Origin of the sequence: Sphingomonas sp. NPDC079357, assembly GCF_044901155.1 — a bacterium.
Taxonomy (GTDB): domain Bacteria; phylum Pseudomonadota; class Alphaproteobacteria; order Sphingomonadales; family Sphingomonadaceae; genus Sphingomonas.
Map to the genome: position 1 here is coordinate 1,036,567 of NZ_JBJDOM010000001.1, position 23,230 is coordinate 1,059,796.

Consider the following 23,230-nt stretch of genomic DNA (forward strand, 5'->3'; position numbering starts at 1 on the left):
CGCACGCAGTCCTGCTACTCCGCCGGATGCGATCCCTCACCCCGGAACGGGATCCGACCATGCGGCGCACCGATCGCATCATGCGGAGCGTGCTCGATCACCGGACCCTCGTCGCCGGGACGATAGGTCAGTAACCGCCGTCCCAGCCACGGCCCGACGCGCCGCTCGACCCCGATCGCCAGCGAGAAGGCCGCCGGCACGATTAGCAACGTCAGCACGGTCGAGACGATCAACCCGCCGATCACCACGATCCCCATCGGCGCGCGCGACGCCCCGTCCCCCGACAGTGACAGCGCGGTCGGCACCATGCCCGCGACCATCGCGACAGTGGTCATCACGATCGGCTGCGCGCGCTTGTGCCCGGCGTCGACGATCGCGTCGTAGGACGGCACGCCCGCCTGCATCTCCTCCAGCGCGAAATCGATCAGCAGGATCGAGTTCTTCGCGACGATCCCCAGCAGCATCAGCAAGCCGATGAACACCGGCATCGACAGCGGATTGCCGGTCAGCCGCAGCGCGATCAACCCGCCGAGCGGCGCGAGCGTCAGCGACGCCATGTTGACCAGCGGCGGCAGCAACCGGCGATACAGCAGCACCAGCACCGAGAAGACAAGGAACACGCCCGCCACCACCGCGACGATGAAGTTCTGCAGCATCTCCATCTGCCACTTGGCCTGCCCGACGCTCAGCTCGCCAACCCCCAGCGGCAGGTTCTTCATCGCCGGCAGCTGCTTCACCTTGGGCAGCATCACGCTGATCGTCTGGCCGGGGCTCAGGTCCGCGCCAATCGTCAGCTGACGCTGCTGGTTGATGCGCTGGATGCGCGTCGGTCCCGAGCCGAAGCCGATCTCCGCGACGACGCTCAGCGGCACCGATCCACCGGTCAGCGTCTGCACCGGCAGGTTCTGGATCGTCGCCAGCCGCGAGCGCGAACTCTGCTCCAGCGCGACGCGGATCGGGATCTGCCGGTCGTTGAGCGAGAAGCGCGCGCTGTTCTGGTCAATGTCGCCGATCGTCGCGATGCGGATCGCGTTCGACAGCGCCGAGGTCGTCACCCCAAGGCTGGCGGCGAGGTCGAGCCGCGGCTTGATGATGATCTCCGGCCGGTTCAGATCGCCCGCGATGCGCGGCGCGAGCAGCCCCGGCACCGTCCCCATCTCCTTGACCAGCCGGTCGGCCGCCTGCCGCAGCACCACCGGATCGTCGCCGCCCAGCGTGATCGAGACGTCGCGGTTGTTGTCGCCCCAGCCGAATTGCGACTGGAAATTGACCCGCGCGTCGGCGATCTTCGACAATTCGGGCGCCAGCGCGCGCTCGAACTCGGTCGAGGTCTTGTTGCGCTTCTCGCGCAGCTGCGCGGTGACGCGACCCGAGCCCACCAGCGTCCGGGTGTAGATGCTCTCCACCTCCGGCTGCTTGCTGAGCACGGCATAGACCTGGTCGACCACGCCCTGCGTCGTCTGTAACGTGCTGCCCGGCGGCATCGTGATCGTCACGGTCGAGCGCGGCATGTCGCGTGCCGGCTGGAAGGTCAGCGGCGAGGTCGCGAACATCGCGATCGTCGCCACGAACGCCACCACGCCCGCTCCGATCATCCACACCCGGTGGTCGCGCCAGTAACCGACGACGCGATGCACCCCGCCCTTGGCGCGCGCGCGCACCGCGCGGGTGCTGTCGAGCGTCCAGATCAGCAGCTTCTGATAGGTATCGAGCAACCAGCCGCCGCCATGTTCGACATGCCCGCCGGCCTTGAGGAAATAGGCCGCGACCATCGGGGTGATGAGCCGCGCGACCGCGAGGCTCATCAGCACCGCCGCGACGACGGTCAGACCGAAATTCTTGAAGAACTGTCCGGCAATCCCCGGCATCAGCCCGACCGGCAGGAACACCGCGACGATCGCCATCGTCGTCGCCAGCACCGCCAGCCCGATCTCGTCGGCGGCGTCGATCGACGCCTGATACGCGCTCTTGCCCATCCGCATGTGCCGGACGATGTTCTCGATCTCCACGATCGCGTCATCGACCAGCACGCCCGCCACCAGGCTGAGCGCGAGCATCGTCATGTTGTTGAGCGTGAAGCCCATCAGATCCATGAACCAGAACGCCGGGATCGCCGACAGCGGGATCGCCAGCGCCGAGATGATCGTCGCGCGCCAGTCGCGCAGGAACAGGAACACGACGATCACCGCGAGGATCGCGCCCTCGATCATCGCGTGGATCGCGGTCTTGAACTGCTCCAGCGGATATTTCGACCCGTCGAGCCGCATCTTGAAGCGGACCTGCGGATTGCGCTTCTCCAGCGCCTCCAGCTTCGCCTTCGCCTCGCGGAAGACGGTGACGTCCGAATAGCCCTTGGCGCGCGTGAAATCGAACGACAGCGCCTGACGACCATCCACCGATGCGGCGGAGCGCTGCTCGGCATACAGGTCGCGCACCGTCGCGACATCGGACAGCCGGACGGTACGCCCGTTGCCGACGTTGATCTGCAACTGCCCCAGTTCATAGGCGGTACGCGCATTGCCCAGCACGCGCACCGATTGTTCGGCACCAGCGATCTCGGCACGTCCGCCCGGTGCGTTGAGGTTCACCTGCCGCAGTTGCGCATTGATCTGGCTGGCGGTCAGCCCCTGCGCGGCGAGCCGCGCGGGGTCGAGGATCACGCGGATCTCGCGGCTGACCCCGCCGTTGCGCGTCACCCCGCCCATGCCGGGTACCGACATCAGCTCCTTCGTCACCGTATTGTCGATGTACCAGCTGAGCTGTTCCAGCGTCATGTCGGTGCCGACCGCGGTATAGCTACCGAGGTCGTTGTCGTTGATCTTCACCCGCGCGACCTGCGGCTCGAGGATCCCCTCGGGCAGGTTACCGCGGATCTGTGTGATCGCGTCGCGCGCCTCGTTCACCGCGCGGTCGATCGGGGTGCCGATATCGAGCTGGACGATCGTCGTCGACGTGCCCTCGGACACGAACGACTGGATCTCGTCGATCCCCTCCAGCGAGCGCACCGCCGCCTCGACGCGCTGCGTGACCTGCGTCTCCAGCTCACTGGGTGCCGCGCCTGGCTGCGTGATGTCGATCGAGACGATCGGGAAGTCGATGTCGGGCTGTTCGTTGATGTCCATCCGCACGAAGCTGACGATCCCCGCGACCGTCAGCATCAGGAACAGGACGATCGACGGCACCGGGTTGCGGATCGACCAGGCGGAAATGTTGCGAAAGCCCATGACGTCCCGTCCTCTTATCGCGCGGCGGTCGGCTTGGCGCGCTGCGGCTTCACCATCTGTCCGGGGTTCAGGAACGCGCCCGCCGATTGCACCACGCGCTCGTCGCCGTTCAGCCCGCTGGCGACAGCGACCCGATCCTCGGCCACCGTGCCCAACGTCACCGCGCGTCGCTCGACCTTGTTTTGCGCGTCGACGATATAGACGTAATTGCCCTTCTCGTCGCTCAGCAGGGCGGATTGCGGGAGTTCCGGCTGGCGCGCACCCCCCGCGGTGATCGTCGCACTCGCGAAGCCGCCGGGGCGCAGCGCCGGGTCATAGGACAGCTTGATGCGCGCGATCCCCTGCCGCGTTTGCGGATCGATTACCGGCGCGACCTGCCAGACGCTGCCGGGGAACGCGCGCGTATCGCCGACCGGCACCACCTGCGCGGGCGAGCCGACCCGCACGGCCTGCAAATCACCCTCGGCGAGCTGCGCCCGCATCTCCATCTCACCGCCCTTGGCCATGCGGAACAGCATCCCCGACCCCGAGCTGACGATCTGTCCCGGCTCGACGCCGCGCGTCAGGATCAGCCCGGCGGCCGGCGCCCGAATGTCGAGCCGTGCGTTGCGCGCGCGCTGCTCGGACAGCGTCGCCTGCGCCACCTGCAACCGCGCGCGCGCGGCGTCGCGGGTCGCGATGCGGCGCTGGACGTCCGCCTTGGAAATGAAGCCGCGATCGACGAGGCTCTGCGCGCGCTCCAGCTCGGCCTGCGCCAGCGTCAGGTCGGATTTGGCGACATTGATCTGCGCCGCCAGCGATTGCGCGGTCTGCGCCTGCACCGAACGGTCGATCGTCGCCAGCACCTGCCCGGCGCGCACCCATTGACCGGGCTCGACCAGCACGCGGCTGACCATACCGCCCTCGCCCGCGACACCGACCGGCATTTCGCGGGTTGCCGCCAGCGTGCCCGTCGCATTGATAATCCGCGCGACCGACTGCGCCCCGGGGACGATCACCGTCACCGCCGGTGCCTGGCTGGCGGCAGTGGCAGGCGGCGCTTGCTCACCCTTCGACCGGAACACGTACCAGGCGATGCCCGCGGCGATCAGCGCCACCAGCCCGCCGACCAGCAGCCAGCGACGCCGCGTGCGTGGTGAGCGATCCTCCAGCACCAGCTGTTCGCCCTGCATCTCCCCGCCCTGGTACGTCATGATTCCCCTTTCGCGCCCCGACGTGTATTACACGCATACGTCACCGTGACAAGCGGTGCGCGGTTGGGGCGCCTCTTACCGTGGTTGCAACGGCCTGTCCCGTTCATCTTGCATTCCGACGCATGCAGGCAAACGGCTTCTTACTTGGATTAAGGGAGTTTTTTCGCATGACTCGAATGTTGCCCGCGCTGATGCTGTCTGCCGCCGCCGTGCTGGCGCTGCCGGCCGCGGCGCAGGTCGCGCTGCCGATGGCGACGGTGGTGCCGGACGGGACCGTGCTCGACGTCACTGCGACGGGCCGCGTCTCGCGCACGCCGGACCTTGCGACGATCACTGCGGGCGTCGTGACACAGGCGCCGCTCGCCGCTGACGCACTCTCGGAGAATGCCCGGCGGATGGATGCTGTCATCAAGGCCTTGAAGGCCGCGGGGCTTGCCGCGCGGGACCTGTCGACCAGCAACGTCGCGCTGTCCCCGCAATATCGCTATCAGGATGGCAAGCCCCCGGTCGTGACCGGCTATCAGGCGACCAATTCGGTCGCCATTCGCTTCCGCGACATCGCCCGGGCGGGCGCGGTGCTTGACGCGCTGGTGCGCGCCGGGGCCAATCAAATCGATGGCCCGAACCTGTCGCTTTCCGATCCCGAAGCCGCGCTGGACGAGGCGCGGACGCAGGCGATCGCCAAGGCGCGGGCGCGCGCCGAACTCTATGCCAAGGCTGCGGGCCTGTCGGTGGCGCGGATCGTCGCGATCAACGAAGCCGGCGAGAATGGCGGCGACCGCCCCCGCCCCATGCCGATGATGGCGCGCGCTGCGGTCCAGTCGGACGCGGAAACCGTCGTGTTGCCCGGCGAAACGGACGTCTCCGCCAGCGTCAACGTCCGGTTCCTGCTGAAATAGGACAAACAAAAGCGGCCGCCCGGATCACCGGACGGCCGCCTTTTTGTCGAGGCGTCGTCGCTGATGCGATTAACGCACGCGACCGCGACGAGCCAGATTGACGATCGCCAGCAGCACGACCGCACCCAACAGCGAAACGAGGAACGAATAGATCGTCAGCGGCGCATTGTTGATCGACCCACCCGAGAAGATCAGGCCGCCGAGGAACGCGCCGACGATGCCGACCACGATGTTGAGGAAGATACCCTGCTGCGCGTCAGTGCGCATGATCATGCTGGCCAGCCAGCCGATAACGCCGCCAATGATAAGCCACAGAATGATACCCATGATAATACTCCCCTCAGATGCGCCCGGAGTGGCTGCTCTGGTGGGAATTACTCACGAGGCCGGCACATTGTTCCGGGCGCGTAATCCATAATGTGACGAGGGTTTTGCAGCCCCGTCCCGCGCCTCTGTGCCGGCGCGGGACGATGGCCGGGGAGGGTCAGAACTTCTGCTGGCGTTCGTACAGCGACTTGTAATGCTGGATGCGGGTGACGCGTAGTCCGGGCATCCCGGACCGGTCGATCGCGCGCTGCCATCCGGCGAATTCCTCCACCGTCAGGCCATAGCGGGCGCACACGTCGTCGACGCTGAGCAGGCCGCCGTTAACCGCGGCAACCACCTCCGCCTTGCGGCGAACCACCCAGCGCGTCGTGTCCGACGGCGGCAGCGTATCCAGCGTCAGCGGCTCCCCCAGCGGACCGATGACCTTGGCAGGGCGACAATTTTCTTGTTGTTCGATCATTCCAAACCTCGGTTCGGGGCCGCGACCCCATTCCATGTCGTAACTTGCGCGTAACGGCGATGGATTGAACGGCTCCTAAAGCGGTTCGGTAAACGACCTGTTCACGACCGCTTCCAGGTGTTGAGTGCTGCCGCGGCAGTGGCGTTGAAGGCGCCGCCCTGCGATGGGGCCGGCTCCTCCAGCGTGCGTGCGACTTGCGCGGTACGCGAGGCGAACTGGCGCGCGCGCAGGTTGCACAGCAGCGGCGCATCGGGCGGAGGAGTTTCGGCTGTCATTCGTTCGACATAGCCAATATGGTCTGAAGGCCCGGTAAAGTCGGAAGAAACGGTTCGTTCATTTCGGTTTACGGCGGTGGGGTCGCGGCTGTATGCTGCCCACATCATGGACAGCGGTGAATTCCAGCTCGCGCCGGGTGCGCGACGCATCGTCGTGGCGATGTCGGGCGGAGTCGACAGCTCGGTCGTGGCGGCGCTCGCCGCGCGTCAGCCGGGCGCGGAGGTGATCGGCGTCACGCTCCAGCTCTACGATCATGGCGAAGCCACCAAGCGCGCCGGGGCGTGCTGCGCCGGCCGCGACATCCGCGACGCCCGCGCGGTGTGCGACAAGCTCGGCATCGCCCATTACGTATTCGATCACGAGAGCAGCTTTCGCGCGAACGTCGTCGACGCCTTTGCCGACGAATATCTCGCCGGCCGCACCCCGATCCCCTGCGTCCAGTGCAACATGGGGCCGAAATTCACCGACCTGCTGGCACTGGCGCGCGATCTCGGCGCGGATTGCCTCGCGACGGGCCATTATGTGCGCCGCGTCATGGGACCGGCCGGCGCCGAACTGCACCGGGCCGCGGACCCGGCGCGCGACCAAAGCTATTTCCTGTTCGCGACCACGCAGGCACAGCTCGACTTCATCCGCTTTCCGCTTGGCGGCTTGCCCAAGCCGCGGGTGCGCGAACTCGCCGCCGAACTCGCACTGCTGGTCGCCGACAAACCTGACAGCCAGGACATCTGCTTCGTCCCCGATGGCGATTATGCCTCGCTGGTCAAGAAGCTGCGCCCCGAGGCGGCGATGGGCGGCGACATCGTCGATCTGGCGGGGCGCAAGCTCGGCGCGCATCGCGGGCTGGTCCACTACACCGTCGGGCAGCGCCGCGGGCTGGAGATCGGTGGCACGCCCGAACCGCTCTATGTCGTCCGACTGGAGCCCGATACGCAGCGCGTCGTGGTCGGCCCGCGCGCGGCGCTGGCGGTCGCGGCGGCGCGACTCGAGCGCCTCAACATCCTGGGCCCGTTGGACGGTCCGCTGACGGCCAAGGTCCGTTCGATGGCGAAGCCGGTGCCGGCGCGAATGACGGGCGACCAACTGGTGTTCGACGCGCCCGAATATGGCGTTGCGCCCGGTCAGGCGGCGGTGCTCTATGCCGGTGATCGCGTGCTGGGCGGCGGCTGGATCGCGGCGACCGAGCCCGCGCTGCCGGCGCAAGAGGATGCGCCGCTCGTCGAACCAGCCGCGATCTGACCTGTCGGTACAGGGATCTAGAGCCGCACCCATACAAAAGGCCCGGTGCCGCCGGAGGGCACCGGACCAGTTTCGTCTAGGGAGCAACTCCAGACGGTAAGGAAAGGCGGGCGGCGCCGAGGCGGGCCGCCCGCGAAGTGGTCAGAGGGCGTTGGTGGTCGCGGCGCCCACGACGTTGCCATCGGCGGTGTTGAGCGGCAGAGCGCCCGGATCCGACAGGTTCTCGTCGGCGGGCAGCGTTTCGTTCAGCGCCACGTCGTTGCCCAGTTCGGCATTGATCGCGGTGTCATTGGCGGTGTCGGTCTTCGATCCGCACGCCGCCAGCGAGAGCGCCAGCGCCAGCGCGGACATGCCAGCAACGATCTTCTTCATCAACGCACATCCCCTTCATGGTCGGTGACAGGGCGCCACCCTCCCGCTTAAACTACACCGATTCAGTGGGAGATCAAGAACGATCCGTCATCGCTGCCATCCCGGACGCAACGGTAGGCGCAGGACGCGGTCGTTGTTGGTGATGTACAGCGCCGCCCCGCCCTCTCCGAACGCGGCGTTGGCAGCCGACGTGATCGTCTCGATCAGGCCGATCGGCTCGCCTTCCGGGGTAAGGAACATGATCCCGCCGGGCATCGAACAGACCAATGTCCCGTCGCGCGCCACCTTCATCCCGTCGGGCAACCCCGGCTTGCCCTGATCGGCCCACGCCTTTGCCGACACCAGCACGCGCGAGGCGCGCGGCATTCCGTCGCGCCCCAGGTCATAGGCGATCACCCGCGGATCGGCCGCGTCGGATACCGCGACGTACAGGCGCCGCTCGTCCGGGGACAAGGCGATGCCGTTGGGCCGGGTCAGCGATCCGTCGACCAGCACCGCTTCGCCACCGTCGCGCCAGCGATAGACGCCATTGACGGCCTGCTCCTTGGCCGGTGACCGATCGTCACCCGCCAGACCATAGGGCGGGTCGGTAAACCAGATCGCACCGTCGCGCGCGACATGCATGTCGTTGGGACTATTGAACCTCTTCCCCTTGTAGCGATCGACCAACACCGTGCGGGCGCGCGTCCGCAGATCGACCCGGTCAATCGACCGTCCGCCACTGTTTGCGATCAGCAACTGCCCGGTGCGATCGAGCGTCAGCCCGTTGGCGCCCGGCTCACGCAGGATCGTGCGGTCGGGATCGGGCGCACCCGACGGTGAAAGGAACGTCGCCACCCCGCTGCGCCGCGACCAGCGCCGGACGATATTGGCGGGCGGGTCGGAGAACAGCAGATAGCCGCCGTCCCGTGGCACCCAAACCGGTCCCTCGGCCCATTTGATGCCGGTGGCGATCACCTCGATCGTCGTGCCCGGCCTGACGATACGGTCGAAGGCAGGCGTCAGCCGCCGTAGCGTGACGCTCGGCGCGGCCTCGGCAAAGCCGGTCAGCGCCGCGCCTGCCAGGCCGGCCAGCACCGCCCGGCGCCCCGGCCGCATCGTCTCGGTGGCTATCATCCTGCATCCCCTCGCTATTTTGGCTCGGCGCACGCTGGCACGGATCGGACCCCGCGCCAAACGGGTTCAGCCGGCATGCCGCACAAGAAACCGCATCTGCCCGAGAAGATCTGCGCGAGCTGCCACCGCCCCTTCGCCTGGCGCAAGAAATGGGCGCGCGACTGGGAGGCGGTCAAATACTGCTCGGACCGTTGCCGCGGCGTCGGGGAAAGGGCAGCCCCCTCGCCTTAGCTGCGCGACCGTTATCGCGCGCCGCGCCGGTCGATCGACGGCAGCGCGTCGAGGAAATTCGCGATCTCCCGTCGACGCGCATCGGTATCCGCCAGTTCGCCGTCCACCCCCAACCGCCAGCGGAGCGAGCGCCGCTCGGGTTCGTCGTGAAGCGCGGCGATCAGATCGGCGCGTTCCTCGACTTCGGCCGGCGTCTCCGCAAGCCCCGCCTCGACCAGCCCGTCCGCCTGCCGGCGCAGCGCGATCGCAATCTCGCTCAGCGACAGTTCGGGATGATATTGTACGCCCCAGAATACGCCCTTGTCGTGGCGGATCTCGGCGGCCTGGATGCGGGTCACCGCATTACCGGCCAGCCGCGTCGCCCCGGGCGGCAGTGTTTCGACCTCGTCGCCGTGGATCGCCGGCGCGTCCCAGGTCGGCGGGCGCCCGGCGAGCAAAGGGTGATCGCGCCCGTCGTCGGTGGCGACGATCCGCCGCGAGAAGCCTGCTTCCATTCGCTCGGGCATCTTCCGTACCGTCCCACCCGCCGCCGCGACGGCGACCTGCAACCCGGCGCATGACCCGAACGACGGCGTTCCCGCGGCAAAGATCGCACGCATGAACGCCAACTGCCGCCGCACCGCGGGCGTATCGTCATAGACGTGCAGCGGCGAGCCGGTCAGGAAGATGGCGTCGAAGGTCGCCAGTTGCTCTGCGGTGAAGACTGGCGAGTCATCGTCGGCGGGCTGACAGATCTCGATCGTCGCATCCGGCTTCATTTGATGCAGCGTATCCGCATAGCTCTCGCCCGAGCTTTGCCCGGTATGCGCCCGCCGGGCCGCGCGCTCGTCGGGAGTTTCGCTCTGCGCGATCAGAAATCGGGGCACGCCGGTTCACCTCGGGTCACGTAACGGAAGTGCGGCAACGCATCGCAGCGCCGCCAAGCCCCTGCGCCATCGCTAAAAGTTCGGCACGAAACCCTTTGTCATCAAGCCTCCACAAAGCACGCCCATCCGCTGCGTCGTCCGGTCAACGCAGACAATGAGGTTCGCCCGTGTTCGTTTCCCGCCGCTCCCTGCTCGTCGGTGCCGGTGCGCTGACCGCCGCGCCGTTGCTCGCCGCCGCCGGTCCGCTGCGCGGCTTCACCCATTCGGTCGCCAGCGGCGAACCCGGTGCGGACTCGGTGCTGCTCTGGACGCGCTGCGTCATGTCTGCCGCTGGCGAGGTCACCGCCGAGATTTCCGAACATCCCGACATGCGCGGCGCGCGCGTGGTTGGTGCGCAGATCACCGGCCCGTGGCGCGACTGGACCGTCAAGCTCACCGCCGACGGTCTGGCGCCCGCGCGCTGGTACTGGTTCCGCTTCGTCGCGCCGGACGGCACGCGCTCGCCGGTCGGGCGCACGCGCACCCTGCCCGCCGATGGCGTTCGCCCGTGGCGTGCGGCGATCTTCTCCTGCTCGAACCTGGGCTTCGGGTTCTTCAATGCCTACGCTCACGCCGCCGCGCGCGACGACCTGGACTGCGCGATCCATCTCGGCGACTATTTTTACGAATATGCACCCGATCATTATCCCGCGACCAGCCGGCTGATCGCTGGCCGCGAGCCGCAGCCGCTCGGCGAGACGATCCATCTGGACGATTACCGCCAGCGGTTCGCCAGCTACCGCACCGACGCCGATCTTCAGGCGCTCCACGCGCGGCTTCCCATGATCGCGCAATGGGATGATCACGAAAGCGCCAACGACAGCTGGGAGGGCGGCGCGCAGAACCACGACGCGGCGAGCGAGGGCGACTGGAACCAGCGCCGTGCCGCCTCGATCCAGGCCTATCGCGAGTGGATGCCGGTGTCCGACGAGCCGTGGAAAAGCTACGATATCGGCGCGCTGGCCACCCTGTTCCGCACCGAGACACGGCTGCTGGGCCGCACGCAGCAGCCCGATCTCGACGCGTTGTTCAGGACCGCCGACCCCGCCGCCGCGCTGCGTGCCTTCCGCGACGGCGCGTGGCAGGATCCAGGCGCGACGATGATGGGCTGGCAGCAGGAAAGCTGGCTGAATCACGCACTGGCCGCCTCGGTGCGCAGCGGGCGGCGCTGGCAGGTCGTCGGGTTCGGGACGATCATGGGGCAGACGATGATGCCTGCAGATGCGGAGACATGGGTCTCCGCCACGCCCAACCGCTACGTTACCGAGGGGATCGCCGCCGCAAAGGCCGGGCTGCCGTTCAACTTCGACAATTGGGGCGGCTACCCCGCCGCCCGCGCGCGCTTCCTTCGGCAGGTGCAGCACCTTGGCGGCAGCACGGTGCTGATCTCGGGCGATAGCCATAACGCCTGGGCGTATGACCTCGCACAGGACGGTCACGCCGCCGCGGTCGAGTTTGCGGGGCACAGCGTCACCTCGCCCGGCTTCGAAAGCGGCACTGCCGACGACCCGCGCCGTATCGCGGCCGATCTGGTGCGCACCAACCCGGAGCTGAAATGGTGCGACACCGCGCGCCGTGGCTATATGGCGCTGACGATCGAGGCGGAGCGCGTCCGCAACGACTGGATCATGCTCGACACGGTCGCAAGGCGCACCCCAGCCGCGATGGTCGGCCATAGCGCGTCGGTGATGCGCGGACGCAATCGCATGGCGTGAGCGGCGGCGGCAGCCCCGGGTTCCAGTAATCAAACAGAAACCAAATAGTCACGCAGTCGCAAAGACTTGCGCGCAGGGGACGGGCAACGCCGCACCGCAAAGGGGCAGGCGACCTGGGGAAAGTATCTCATGCTTCGTTCGATGCTGCTCGCTGGCAGTGCACTGTTCGCCGTTACCGCCACCCCGGCCCTCGCCGCCAATACCCCGCCCGCCGCACCGCGGACCGACGTCGCCGAAGACGGCCAGACCGCCGCCGAAACGACCGGCGAAGACATCATCGTCACCGGCGCCGCCACGCGTGCGGTGACGCAGATCACCAATGTCGACATCCAGAAGGTATTGCCCGGCATCAGCCCGCTCAAGGCGCTCCAGACGCTGCCCGGCGTCACCTATCTGACCGCCGATCCGTGGGGCAACAACGAGCAGAACATTTCGCTGTTCGTCCACGGCTTCAACGCACAGCAGCTCGGCTACACGCTCGACGGTGTGCCGCTCGGCGATCAGAATTACGGCAATTACAACGGCCTCAGCCCGCAGCGCGCGGCGATTTCGGAGAATGTCGGCCGCGTGGTGCTCGCCTCGGGCGCGGGCGACCTCGGCACCGCCTCGACCAGCAACCTCGGCGGCACGATCGATACCTTCACCAGCGATCCGAAGCCCGAGTTCGGCATCTCGGCGGCACAGACCGTCGGCAGCTACGAGGCGATGCGCAGCTACGTCCGCCTCGACAGCGGCGACATCGGCCAGAACACGCGCTTCTACGTCTCCGGCGTGCGCCAGCGCGCGCGGGCGTGGGACTTCGAGGGCTATCAGAAGGGCTGGCAGGCCAACGCCAAGCTCGTCCACGACGATGCGACCGGCAAGCTGACCGCCTATTTTGCCTATTCGGACAAGGCCGAGCCCAACGAAGACGCGACCGTCGTCTCCGCGACCCAGACGTACCAGCCGTACATCCGCCCGTTCCTCTATCCCAATTTCAAGGGTATGCAGGCGTATCTCGCCAACCAGCTGCCGTACAACAACGCCGCCAGCTATGCGGCGTCCGGCGCGAACTACAGCAATTACTACAGCGCCGCGCTGCGCACCGATTATCTCGGCTATCTCAAGTACGACTGGAACGTCACCGACCTCGTGACCTTCTCCAACCAGGCCTACTTCCACCACAATGACGGCGTCGGGATCGTCGCCGGCCCGATCACTGTCGCCGGGCTGCCGCAGCTCTTCTCCTTCTATTACCCTGGCGTCGCGGGCAGCAGCCCGACCTCGGCGACCAACCTCGCACGGCTGTCGACGATCTTCGGCGGCTCCGGCCTCGCGACGCGCACCACCGAATATCGCATCGACCGCGTCGGCGGCATCTCGACGCTGCGCGCCGAACTCGGCAACCACACGATCGAGTTGGGCGGCTGGTACGAGCATCAAAGCTCGTCCGCCTATCGCCGCTGGTACGCGCTCGACGTCAACAATCCGTCCTCGCCCTATGAGCGCCCGCGCGACCTCGCCGATCCGCTCATCACGCAATATGGCAGCGAGATCCGCGTGACCGAGATCCAGGCGCACATCCAGGACGCATGGAAGATCATCCCCACGCTGACGCTCCAGGCCGGGTTCAAGAGCACCTTCCAGCACGCACGCCAGCGCGTACCGGTGCAGCCGATCCCGGGCTCGTTCACCGGCTCGCGCGAGCTGCCGGTCGGGCGGATCAACACCGACGAATGGTTCCTGCCGCAGGTCGGCGTGCTGTGGGACGCGACCGACCACGAACAGGTCTTCGTCAACGCGCAGAAGAACATCCGCCAATTCCAGACCAGCGCCGCCGCCGGCCTGTCGCCGTTCGCGCTCGGCAGCCAGACGTTGTTCGAGTTCTTCAAGGACAACACCAAGCCGGAGACGAGCTGGACCTATGAAGCCGGTATCCGCACCCGCCGCGCGCTCGATCTCGGGCCGCTGACCGGGTTCGAGGGCCAGATCAGCTATTATCACGTCGACTTCTCGAACCGACTGCTGGCGATCAGCCCGACCACGACGATCACCGCGATCATCAGCGGCGCACCGATTATCGCCAACGTCGGCAGCGTGAAGACCGACGGCGTCGATGCGGCGGCGACGCTGCGCTTCGGCGATCGCTTCTCGCTCTACAATGCACTGTCGTACAACAATTCGCGCTACGCCGATAACTACACGGTCGGCGCAGCGCAGACCGTCGTGCCGACCGCCGGCAAGAAGGTCCCCGGCTCGCCCGACTGGCTCAACAAGACCGTGGCCACGCTCAACGGCGACGGGGTGGAGCTGCAGCTGATCGGCGACTATATCGGTCGTCGCTATGCCACGTTCACGAACGATCTGAAGGTGCCGGGCTATTTCACCCTGTCGGGTCGCATCGGCTTCGACATGCCGCTGTCGGGCGAGGGCCTGGCGAAGAAGCTGAACGTCAGCCTCAACGTCACCAACATCACCGACAAGAAAGCCTATTCGACGATCAGCGTCGGCGCGGCATCGGGGACGTACAATTTCTTCCCGCTCGCGCCGCGTCAGGCGTTCGTCACGCTCAGCGCGGGCTTCTGAGCGTGATGACCCGCCGCGCCGCGCTCGGCTCCGCGATCGCGCTGGGGGTGGCTTCCACCGCCGGCGCGGCGTCGCCCGCGAAGAAGCCGCTGGTGTTCGCACACCGTGGCGCCTCGGCGTTGCGCCCCGAACACACGCTTGGCGCCTATGCCAAGGCGATTGCGGACGGCGCCGACTTTATCGAGCCCGATCTGGTCCCGACGAAGGACGGCGTGCTGGTCGCGCGGCACGAGAACAACATCGCCGAGACGACCGATGTTGCCGACCATCCCGAATTCGCCGCACGCCGCACGACGAAGACGATCGATGGTGAGGCGCAGACCGGCTGGTTCACCGAAGACTTTACCCTCACCGAGCTGAAGACGCTCCGCGCGAAGGAACGGCTCGGCGCGATCCGTCCCGAAAGCCGCAGCTATGACGGTCATTTCCAGATCGTCTCCTTCGACGAGGTCATTGACTTCGCCGCGGCCGAGGCGGCGGCGCGCGGGCGGACGATCGGGCTGGTGCCCGAATTGAAGCATTCGACCTATTTCGCCGGAATCGGCCTGCCGGTGGAGGACCGCTTCCTCGCCGTGCTCGCCGCGCACGCCTACACCCGGCGCGCGCCGGTGCAATTGCAGTCGTTCGAGGTCGCCAACCTGCGCTATGTCCGCGGCAAGCTGCCGAAAGGCGGCAACGTCCGCCTCGTCCAGCTGATCGGCGATCCGGCGCAGAAGCCCGCCGACGTGGTCAAGGCCGGCGGCGCGCTCGATTACCGGACGATGGTGTCGCCCGCCGGCCTGCGCGAGATGGCGCGTTATGCCGATATCGTCGCGCCGAACACGCGGATGCTGATCCCGCTCGCCGACGACGGACGGCTCGCCGCACCGACGTCGCTGGTCAAAGACGCCCATGCCGGCGGCCTTGAGGTCTGCCCCTGGACCTTCCGTCCCGAGAACCGCTTCCTTGCCGCCGACTTCCGCAGCACCGCCGGGCCGGACGCGCGCCATGACGCCGGGTCGGTCGCCGAGATGCGCCGCTACATCGCGCTCGGCATCGACTCGTTCTTCACCGACGATCCGGCGCTGGGGCGGCTGGCGGTGGACGGCGTCCGATAAAGCGGTTGCGCGAATGACCCCCGGCTCGTATATTCGGATGCGGCTGGTCTAGTATTTTGCTTTATCGGCTTTTCGACGGCTCCGCAGCGATGCGGGGCCGTTGTGCTTTGCGCCGGTTTCGGCGTTGTCGTTCCCCAAGGAGAATTTCGCAGCATGGCAGGTTACAAGGCCCCGGACTTCAACCAGCGCGCCGCCGCCGCCCGCGACGCCAAGGCACGCGCCCTCGAGGCGTTGAAGAACAAGGCCGCCCCCGATCCTGCAGAGGTCGCCGCCCGTCTCGCCGCGCGCGAGGCCAAGGAAGCTGCGGAGGCCGAGAAGCGCGAGCAGCGCAAGGCGGCGATCGCCGCTGAAAAGGCCGCCAAGGAAGAGGCGCGTGCGCAGGCTGCTGCCGAAGAGGCTGCCGCAGCCGAAGCTGCCGCTGCCGCCAAGCGCCCACCGGTCATGCCGACCGCGGCCGAGATGAAGGCGGCGCGCGACGCGCGCTACGCCGCGCGCAAGGCCCGCCAGAAGAAGTGATCCGCCCCGAACTGCTCGGGGTTGCGGAGGTACCGGACGGACCGCCGTTGCGGCTGTTCCGTCGCGGTGCCGACTTCATGATCGTGCTTGAGCGCAACGAATTGATGAGCACGCGGATGAGCGGCTCGGAAGTCGCGCTCGGCACGATGACCTGCGACCGGTTGGCTGACCGTTCCGCGCCGCACCTGCTGATCGGCGGCTACGGCATGGGCTTCACGCTGCGCGCGGTGCTCGCCCGACTGGGTGCGGAGGCGAAGGTCACGGTCGCTGAGCTGGTCCCCGGCATCATCGAATGGGCGCGCGGCCCGATGGCGGCGCTGACCGACGGATGCCTCGACGATCCGCGCGTGACGCTGCACATGGGCGATGTCGGCGCAGCAATCGCCGCGGGCGGCGGACGCTATGACGCGATCCTGCTCGATGTCGACAACGGCCCGGACGGGCTGACCCGCCCCGCCAACGATGGTCTTTACGGCCCGCGTGGACTGGCTGCGGCGCGTGCGGCCTTGCGGCCCGGCGGCGTGCTGGCGGTCTGGTCGGCCGCACCCGACCCGCGCTTTGCTCGTCGCTTCGCCGACAGCGGCTTCGCGGTCGACGAGGTCAAGGTCCGCGCGCGCGAAAACGGCAAGGGCGCGACCCACGTCATCTGGTTCGGCACGCGGCGCTAGGCTCGGTCGCCAATTCCCGCTTACCCCCAAACGTCGTCACCCCGGCGAAGGCCGGGGCCCAGTTGGGGGACGCTGATGAGGCGCATCACGCCTAGTTACATGGACCTTCCCAACTGGACCCCGGCCTTCGCCGGGGTGACGGCACGCATTGGGCGAGGGGTGACAACTCCGATCTCCGCAAGCAGCCCATACTAACCGACTGTCGCCCTTCTGAGGCTGATGGTAGAGCCCGCGCATGGGTCACGGGCACCACCATCACCACCACCGTCACGATCACGGGCACGACCATGATCACGGCCATTCCCATGCACATGCCACCCCGCCGGAGCGCTGGGATCATGTGTTCGCGATCGGGATCGCGCTCAACCTCATCTACGTCGTCGCGGAAGGCGTGGCCGGCTGGATGTTCGACTCGGTCGCGCTGCTCGCCGACGCGGGGCACAATCTGTCCGATGTTCTCGGACTGGCGGTGGCGTGGGGCGGGGCAGCACTGGCCCGAACCGCGCCGTCGAAGCGCTTTACCTACGGGCTGAAGGGATCGACGATCCTCGCCGCGCTCGCCAACGCGCTGCTGCTGCTGGTCGCGATCGGCGCGATCGCGTGGGAGGCAGTGCACCGCTTCGGCTCCGCTCCGGCAGTGCCGGGGTTGACCGTGTCCGCCGTCGCCGCGCTCGGCATCGTCGTCAATGCGATCACCGCCTGGCTGTTCGCGCGCGGGCGCAAGGGTGACGTCAACGTGCGCGGCGCCTATCTGCACATGCTCGCCGACGCGCTGGTCTCCGCTGGCGTGGTCGCCGCCGGGGTCGTCATCTGGCTGACCGGCGCGGCGTGGATCGACCCGCTCGTCAGCCTCGTCATCGCGGTGGTGATCTTCTGGCAGACCTGGGGGCTGCTGCGCGAGACGGTCGAAATGTCGCTGTCGGCGGTACCGCGCGGGATCGACTATGATCGGGTCAAGGAAGCGCTCGAAGCGTTGCCCGGCGTCGAGGCCGTGCACGACCTCCACATCTGGCCGATGTCGACCACCGAACCGAGCCTGACGGCGCATCTGCGCATCCCGGCCGGGCATCCGGGCGACGCGTTTCTGGAGGACGTGCAGGCGCTGCTGCACGAACGCTTCGGTATCGGCCATACGACGGTACAGATCGAAACCGGCACCGCCTGTACGCTCGCCGACGAGCGCACCGTCTAGGCTATTTTCGCATCAATTCGCGTCCCAGGAACGCATTCAGCAGCGCCGCACGCCGCGCATCCTCGGCGTGATCGGCCCCAACCGAATGCCCGCCCTCCAGATATTCGTGAAAGTAAACGGTGTTCCCGTTCTGCTTGAGCAACGCCGCCAGCTTGCGCGCATGCCCCGGATGCACCCGGTCGTCCTTGGTCGAAAGGTAAAAGAACACAGGGGGATAGCGGACACCCGCCTTCACGTTCTGATACGGTGAGTAGCGGCGGATGAACGCCCAGTCGGCCGCGTTATCGGGATCGCCATATTCATCGATCCACGACGCCCCCGCGGACAGATGCGAATAGCGCTGCATATCCTCCAGCGGCGACCCCGCAATCACCGCGCCGTACAGGTCGGGCCGCTGTTGCATCGCCACCCCGACCAGCAATCCGCCGTTCGAACGTCCTGAAATCGCGATCTTTCCTTTGATCGACACACCGGTACGGACCAGATCGTCGCCGACCGCATGGAGGTCGTCGAATACGTTCTGGCGCTTCTCGCGCAGCCCGGCCTGATGCCAGCGCGGCCCATATTCGCCGCCGCCGCGCAGATTGGCGAGCACATAGGCCCCACCCTGCTCCACCCAGAACAGCGCTAACGGACCGGCGCGATACGGCTGCTCGGTGAGATAGGTCGGCGTCTGCGCGCTGCGGAACCCGCCATAAGCGTGGATCAACGCCGGAGCCGGTGCGGTCGCGCCCTTCTTCGTGACGAGGAAATAGGGTACGCGCGTGCCGTCGCGCGACCTCGCAAAGCGTTGCACCACATTATATTTCGTCGCGTCGAACCGTGCCGGAAGCGCCTGTACCGCGCGTGGCTTCATGCCCGTGCGCACGGCATAGAGCGTCGGCGGGGTGAGCATCCCCTCGACCGTGACGAACGCCTCATCGCTCTTGCCCGTGGTCGCGCCGAGGTGGAGCGTGCTGTTGCCGGGCAGCGCCACCGACGTTTGCGTCCAACGCCCGTCCGCCTGTCGCTGCAAGGCGAGCAGCCGGCCCGAGACGTCGTCGAGCAGCTTGACCCACAACACATTGTCGCTGGCGGAAACTTCCTCGATAGCCTGCGTCGCGTCCGGCGCCATCACCAGCTCACCCTTGGGGTGTCGCCCCGCGATGATGTCGGGGAGCGACCAGGCGACCAGCGCGCCGGCCGGGAAGCCGTCGGCGGGCTTGTTGAGCTTCGCGACCACGCGCGCGCCAATCACGTCGGTGACGTCGGCGCCCTTGGGAAGGCCGAGCGGGATGAACTTGCCGTCGGCCGCCTGCACGAGCAATTCGCGCTCGAAAAAGGTATGCCCGACACTGACCATCGGCCAGCGGCGGGTGGCGTCAACGAACGCCGCCGCGCCGACCTGCACCGCGCTGGCCGGCGACTCATGGACGGTCGTCGCCGCCGCTAAGGGCGTGCCGCGCCTCCATAATTTTGCGATGCGCGGATAGCCCGAGGTGGTGAGCGCGCCGGCGCCCCAGTCGGTTGCGACCAGCAACGTGTCGCGGTTCACCCACACGACGTCGCTCTTCGCCTCGGGTAGGACGAAGCCGTCGTCGACGAAACGGCCGGTGGTCAGGTCGAATTCGCGCACCACCTGCGCGTCAGTGCCGCCGGGGCTGAGCCGGACGAGACAGCGCGCGTAATCGGGCTCCAGACAGCTGGCGCCGTGCCACACCCAGCTCTTGCCCTCGGCCTTGCCGAGGGCGTCGACGTCGATCAGCGTCCGCCAGTTCGGCTTGCCGGATTGATAGTCGGCGAGCGCCGCGACGCGCCAAAGCCCGCGCGGATTTTTCGCATCGCGCCAAAGGTTTGTGACCCGATCGCCAAGCACCGTATCGACGTCGGCGATCTGTGCCTCGTCGTCGAGGATCGCCCGGGCGCGGGCGCGATCCTGTTCATAGCGCGGGCTTTTGGCGAGCAGCGCCTCGGTTTCGGCGTTCCATGCCCTGACCTGCTGGAGCGCGCGAGGGCCTTCGATGTCCTCCAGCCAGAGGTACGGATCGGCGGCGGGGGCGGCGGCGAGGACGATCGGGGCGAGCGCGAGCGGGAACAGACGTTTCATCGGTGACCAACGTAGCGGCGGCAGCCGGGGATAGGAAGCGCCGCGGCGGATGTTGGCGAAGGTTGCGCGAAAACGCGGGGCGCGAGTGATGCCAAGGCGTCAAGTTGCTGAAATGGGAGGCGGATGTTTGCCGGAGTGGTGCGCAAGGCGTCGTGGATGTTTGCGAGGTGATGCGCGGATTGTCGCAGGAGCCTCCGGCTTGGTCGTCAGAGTGTGCGATTTGACACAGACGCGCCAGATGTCGGGTCGGCGTTACCCGTGACGGAATAGACATGGCCCCTGCCTGCGCAGGGGCGACGGCGGTTGTCAGTCGCCGGTCACTTTCGCTGGGCCGAGATCACCCTGCCCGACCGTCGTGCTCGCCATCTCCAGCATCGCGTCGAGGCTCTTCTTGGCCTGCACGCGCAACCCCTCGTCCATCTCGATGCGGGGGGTCAGGTCACGCAGCGCGACGTAGAGCTTTTCGAGCGTGTTGAGCGCCATGTATGGACAAATGTTGCAATTGCAGTTTCCGTCCGCGCCGGGCGCGCCGATGAAGGTCTTGCCCGGCAGCGCCTTCTCCATCTGGTGGATGATGTGCGGCTCGGTGGCGACGATCAGCGTGTCGCCCGGCATCGCCATCGCATAGTCGAGGATACCGCGCGTCGAACCGACGTAATCGGCATGGTCGAGGATCACCGCCGGACATTCCGGGTGCGCGGCGATCGGTGCGGTCGGGTGCTGCGCGCGCAGCTTGAGCAATTCGGTTTCGCTGAACGCCTCGTGGACGATGCACACGCCCGGCCACAGGATCAGGTCCCGCCCGGTCTTGCGCGCGAGGTAGCCGCCGAGGTTGCGGTCGGGGCCGAAGATGATCTTCTGCTCGGGCGGGATCTTCGACAGGATCGTCTCGGCCGAGGAGGAGGTGACGATGACGTCGCTGAGCGCCTTCACCGCCGCCGAACAGTTGATGTAGGTGAGCGCGATCGCATCGGGGTGCTGCGCACGGAACGCGGCGAACTGATCGGGCGGGCAGCTGTCCTCCAGACTGCACCCGGCATCCATGTCGGGGAGGATCACCGTCTTGTGCGGCGAGAGGATCTTGGCGGTCTCGGCCATGAAGCGCACGCCACAGAAGGCGATGACATCGGCGTCGGTCGCCTGCGCCTTGCGGCTGAGATCGAGGCTGTCGCCGACGAAGTCCGCGAGGTCCTGAATCTCGGGCTTTTGATAATAATGCGCGAGGATCACGGCGTTGCGCTCCTTGCGGAGGCGGTCGATCTCGGCGCGCAGGTCGAGGCCCGTCAGGTTCGTCGGCTGTTCCATGTCGCAGCAGATGGCCTGTGCGGGTGGCGCAATCAAGCGGAACGATGCGCGGGAGTGGAGCGTGCCGATCATGCAGCCGTTCGCACTGAGCTTGTCGACGTGCGTGTTGCGGGCGTTTCGCTTGGGGCACGTGCTTCGACGAGCTCAGCACGAACGGGGTGAGGATCAGCAGGAACGCTTAGCCGTCATCCCCGATTTAGGAAAAGGCCTATCGCCGACCTAACGCGCGTTGCCGAGCACTTCCTCCAGCGAGCGGGTCAGGTCCCATTGGTCGCGGTTGTCGGGGCGGGCCTCGCCGGCGAAGCGGACCTCGACGTTGACCGGCAGATTGGCCGCTTCCAACGTGCCCTCGAACAGCCGTTCGAGGGCGTCGCGGGCGTTCTCGCGTGCCTTGGCGATGTTGTCGGGCTCGCGCGCCTTGGCGGCGACGACGTCGGTGGCCTTGGCGGAGACCTTCTTCTGCAACTCGGCCATCGCGCCGCGCGGGGGAAGGACGCCGGTGGTTGTGTCGATCGTCACGCGGCTCTCGTCGATATTGGGCGCGCCGACCGTGACGTCGGGCACCTCGACCAACAATCGGCGGCGGCGCTCGTCGTAGCGGAAGTCGCGCGGGCGCAGGCTGCCCAGCGGCACGAAATAGTCGACGTCATACGGCGCCTTGATGACGCGGACATATTTGAGCCAGCCGAACATCCGCGTGGCGGAGGCGGTCGACTGGACGGTGCCGGAGAGATGGCTGACGCGCAGTTCGTTGCTGCCATACAAACGCCCGGCGACGACGCGCGCGACCGCGACGCCGCTCGCATCGGTGGCGACGGTGTATTTCTCGGTGAAGTAACGATAGCCGACGAAGGTCGCGACGAGGATCGCAGTGGCGATCGCCAGCGACACCAGCAGCTTGCCGAGCCCGGTCAGATGCTCCGCCATATGTCCCCCTCCTCCACCACCAGCCCGCGCCGTGCGAGATCGATCAGATGCGCGAGCACCGAGCGCGACGCCGCACCGAGCAATCGCGCGTCGAGCCCGACGTACATCCGCGCCACCATCGCCGCGATCGGCTGCGGCCCCTCGCGGAGCAGCCGCAGGATCTGGCCCTCGCGCTGCTTGCGGTGGCCGAGCATCCCGCGCACCAGCCGCTGCGGGCGCTCGACCGCTTTGCCATGGCCGGGATAATAGATGCGGTCGTCGCGCAGCAGCAGCTTTTCGAGGCTGGCCATATAGTCGCCCATATCGCCGTCGGGGGGCGAGACGACACTGGTCGCCCAGCCCATCACATGATCGCCGGAGAACAGCGCGTTAGTTTCGGGCAGCGCAAAGGCGAGGTGGTTGGCGGTGTGGCCGGGCGTGGCGAGCGCCTGAAGAGTCCAGCCTTCCCCGCTGACCTGCTCGCCGTCGGTCAGCACGTGATCGGGGGCGTAATCGGCGTCGAAGGCGACGTCGGCCTGCTCGCCCGCGTCGCGGACGACCAGCGGCGCGCACCCGACGATCGGCGCGCCCGTAGCGGCGGCGAGGCGGCGCGCGGCGGGGGAATGATCGCGGTGGTGGTGGGTGATGAGGATCGCGCGGACCGGGCGGTCGGCGATCGCGCGCATGAGCGCGGCGTGGTGCGCGTCATCGGCGGGACCGGGGTCGATGATCGCGAGGTCGTCGATGCCGACGAGGTGCGTCTGCGTACCGGTGTAGGTGTAGGCGCTGGCATTGGGAGCGAGAACGCGCGTCACCAACGGTTCCAGCGTCACGGCCACGCCGGTGGGAAGCTCGTCTGCCATCTGTGCTTCACATGGCGGCGGTGCGCGGTGGGTGCAAGGGTGGACGGCCCCCCATCCGTCGCCCCGGCCTCGAGC

General features: G+C 67.5%; 21 protein-coding genes. 9 read left to right on the plus strand and 12 right to left on the minus strand.

Going from position 1 to position 23,230, the window contains the following annotated elements:
* Positions 1-14: 14 nt before the first annotated feature.
* The gene (locus ACI2JO_RS04750; RefSeq protein ID WP_404719574.1) at positions 15-3,224 is read right to left on the minus strand and encodes an efflux RND transporter permease subunit; all 3,210 of its coding nucleotides are present in this window, start codon (positions 3,222-3,224) and stop codon (positions 15-17) included.
* Positions 3,225-3,238: 14 nt separating this feature from the next.
* Positions 3,239-4,417 carry an efflux RND transporter periplasmic adaptor subunit gene (locus ACI2JO_RS04755; RefSeq protein WP_404719575.1) on the minus strand — a complete coding sequence of 393 codons (1,179 nt, stop codon included), beginning with the start codon at positions 4,415-4,417 and terminating at the stop codon, positions 3,239-3,241.
* Between the two features lie 167 nt (positions 4,418-4,584).
* Here ACI2JO_RS04755 and ACI2JO_RS04760 point away from each other — a divergent pair, with 167 nt between their 5' ends.
* A complete protein-coding gene (locus tag ACI2JO_RS04760; RefSeq protein ID WP_404719576.1) occupies positions 4,585-5,316 on the plus strand; it encodes an SIMPL domain-containing protein in 732 nt (243 codons plus the stop codon).
* Positions 5,317-5,385: 69 nt separating this feature from the next.
* Here the strand turns inward: ACI2JO_RS04760 and ACI2JO_RS04765 are convergent, their stop codons facing one another.
* From ACI2JO_RS04765 to ACI2JO_RS04775, 3 genes are all read right to left on the minus strand, one after another.
* Positions 5,386-5,643: a GlsB/YeaQ/YmgE family stress response membrane protein gene (locus ACI2JO_RS04765; protein WP_159758412.1), complete on the minus strand. Its 258-nt coding sequence runs from the start codon at positions 5,641-5,643 to the stop codon at positions 5,386-5,388.
* A 157-nt stretch (positions 5,644-5,800) separates the two neighbouring features.
* Positions 5,801-6,103 (minus strand): DUF1153 domain-containing protein, encoded by a 303-nt coding sequence (locus tag ACI2JO_RS04770; protein ID WP_404719577.1) that lies wholly within the window; start codon positions 6,101-6,103, stop codon positions 5,801-5,803.
* A 101-nt stretch (positions 6,104-6,204) separates the two neighbouring features.
* Positions 6,205-6,378: a hypothetical protein gene (locus ACI2JO_RS04775; protein WP_404719578.1), complete on the minus strand. Its 174-nt coding sequence runs from the start codon at positions 6,376-6,378 to the stop codon at positions 6,205-6,207.
* A gap of 106 nt (positions 6,379-6,484) precedes the next feature.
* Between ACI2JO_RS04775 and mnmA the strand changes: the two genes are divergently transcribed.
* Positions 6,485-7,618 (plus strand): tRNA 2-thiouridine(34) synthase MnmA, encoded by a 1,134-nt coding sequence (gene mnmA / locus ACI2JO_RS04780; protein WP_404719579.1) that lies wholly within the window; start codon positions 6,485-6,487, stop codon positions 7,616-7,618.
* 141 nt (positions 7,619-7,759) lie between these two features.
* Here mnmA and ACI2JO_RS04785 read toward each other — a convergent pair whose 3' ends face one another.
* Both ACI2JO_RS04785 and ACI2JO_RS04790 read right to left on the minus strand, forming a co-directional pair.
* Complete coding sequence (locus tag ACI2JO_RS04785) at positions 7,760-7,990, minus strand: hypothetical protein (protein ID WP_404719580.1); 231 nt, start codon at positions 7,988-7,990, stop codon at positions 7,760-7,762.
* Positions 7,991-8,077: 87 nt separating this feature from the next.
* Complete coding sequence (locus ACI2JO_RS04790) at positions 8,078-9,106, minus strand: SMP-30/gluconolactonase/LRE family protein (RefSeq protein WP_404719581.1); 1,029 nt, start codon at positions 9,104-9,106, stop codon at positions 8,078-8,080.
* Positions 9,107-9,181: 75 nt separating this feature from the next.
* Between ACI2JO_RS04790 and ACI2JO_RS04795 the strand changes: the two genes are divergently transcribed.
* Positions 9,182-9,337: a DUF2256 domain-containing protein gene (locus ACI2JO_RS04795; RefSeq protein ID WP_404719582.1), complete on the plus strand. Its 156-nt coding sequence runs from the start codon at positions 9,182-9,184 to the stop codon at positions 9,335-9,337.
* Between the two features lie 11 nt (positions 9,338-9,348).
* Here ACI2JO_RS04795 and ACI2JO_RS04800 read toward each other — a convergent pair whose 3' ends face one another.
* The gene (locus tag ACI2JO_RS04800; RefSeq protein WP_404719583.1) at positions 9,349-10,203 is read right to left on the minus strand and encodes a type 1 glutamine amidotransferase; all 855 of its coding nucleotides are present in this window, start codon (positions 10,201-10,203) and stop codon (positions 9,349-9,351) included.
* A 167-nt stretch (positions 10,204-10,370) separates the two neighbouring features.
* Here ACI2JO_RS04800 and ACI2JO_RS04805 point away from each other — a divergent pair, with 167 nt between their 5' ends.
* The 6 genes from ACI2JO_RS04805 to ACI2JO_RS04830 all read left to right on the plus strand — a co-directional run bounded on the left by ACI2JO_RS04805 (position 10,371) and on the right by ACI2JO_RS04830 (position 17,995).
* Entirely contained in the window at positions 10,371-11,957 is a 1,587-nt protein-coding gene (locus tag ACI2JO_RS04805; RefSeq protein WP_404719584.1) for an alkaline phosphatase D family protein, read from the plus strand.
* A gap of 129 nt (positions 11,958-12,086) precedes the next feature.
* Entirely contained in the window at positions 12,087-14,522 is a 2,436-nt protein-coding gene (locus tag ACI2JO_RS04810; RefSeq protein WP_404719585.1) for a TonB-dependent receptor, read from the plus strand.
* A 5-nt stretch (positions 14,523-14,527) separates the two neighbouring features.
* Positions 14,528-15,619 (plus strand): glycerophosphodiester phosphodiesterase, encoded by a 1,092-nt coding sequence (locus ACI2JO_RS04815; RefSeq protein WP_404719586.1) that lies wholly within the window; start codon positions 14,528-14,530, stop codon positions 15,617-15,619.
* Positions 15,620-15,772: 153 nt separating this feature from the next.
* Positions 15,773-16,135, plus strand: a complete 363-nt coding sequence (locus ACI2JO_RS04820; RefSeq protein WP_028966862.1) for a DUF6481 family protein — start codon at positions 15,773-15,775, stop codon at positions 16,133-16,135.
* Positions 16,132-16,803, plus strand: coding sequence for a spermidine synthase (locus ACI2JO_RS04825; RefSeq protein WP_404719587.1), 672 nt, complete (start codon positions 16,132-16,134; stop codon positions 16,801-16,803). Before ACI2JO_RS04820 ends, ACI2JO_RS04825 begins: the two co-directional genes overlap by 4 nt.
* A gap of 235 nt (positions 16,804-17,038) precedes the next feature.
* Complete coding sequence (locus tag ACI2JO_RS04830; protein ID WP_404719588.1) at positions 17,039-17,995, plus strand: cation diffusion facilitator family transporter; 957 nt, start codon at positions 17,039-17,041, stop codon at positions 17,993-17,995.
* Between the two features lies 1 nt (position 17,996).
* On the opposite strand, the gene ACI2JO_RS04835 is transcribed toward ACI2JO_RS04830, so the two are convergent.
* The 4 genes from ACI2JO_RS04835 to ACI2JO_RS04850 form a co-directional block, all read right to left on the minus strand.
* Positions 17,997-20,081, minus strand: coding sequence for a prolyl oligopeptidase family protein (locus ACI2JO_RS04835; RefSeq protein ID WP_404719589.1), 2,085 nt, complete (start codon positions 20,079-20,081; stop codon positions 17,997-17,999).
* Positions 20,082-20,387: 306 nt separating this feature from the next.
* Positions 20,388-21,386 carry a quinolinate synthase NadA gene (gene nadA, locus ACI2JO_RS04840; RefSeq protein WP_404720325.1) on the minus strand — a complete coding sequence of 333 codons (999 nt, stop codon included), beginning with the start codon at positions 21,384-21,386 and terminating at the stop codon, positions 20,388-20,390.
* A gap of 219 nt (positions 21,387-21,605) precedes the next feature.
* Complete coding sequence (locus ACI2JO_RS04845) at positions 21,606-22,313, minus strand: DUF4230 domain-containing protein (RefSeq protein WP_404719590.1); 708 nt, start codon at positions 22,311-22,313, stop codon at positions 21,606-21,608.
* Positions 22,298-23,155, minus strand: coding sequence for an MBL fold metallo-hydrolase (locus ACI2JO_RS04850; protein ID WP_404719591.1), 858 nt, complete (start codon positions 23,153-23,155; stop codon positions 22,298-22,300). Before ACI2JO_RS04850 ends, ACI2JO_RS04845 begins: the two co-directional genes overlap by 16 nt.
* Positions 23,156-23,230: the final 75 nt, after the last annotated feature.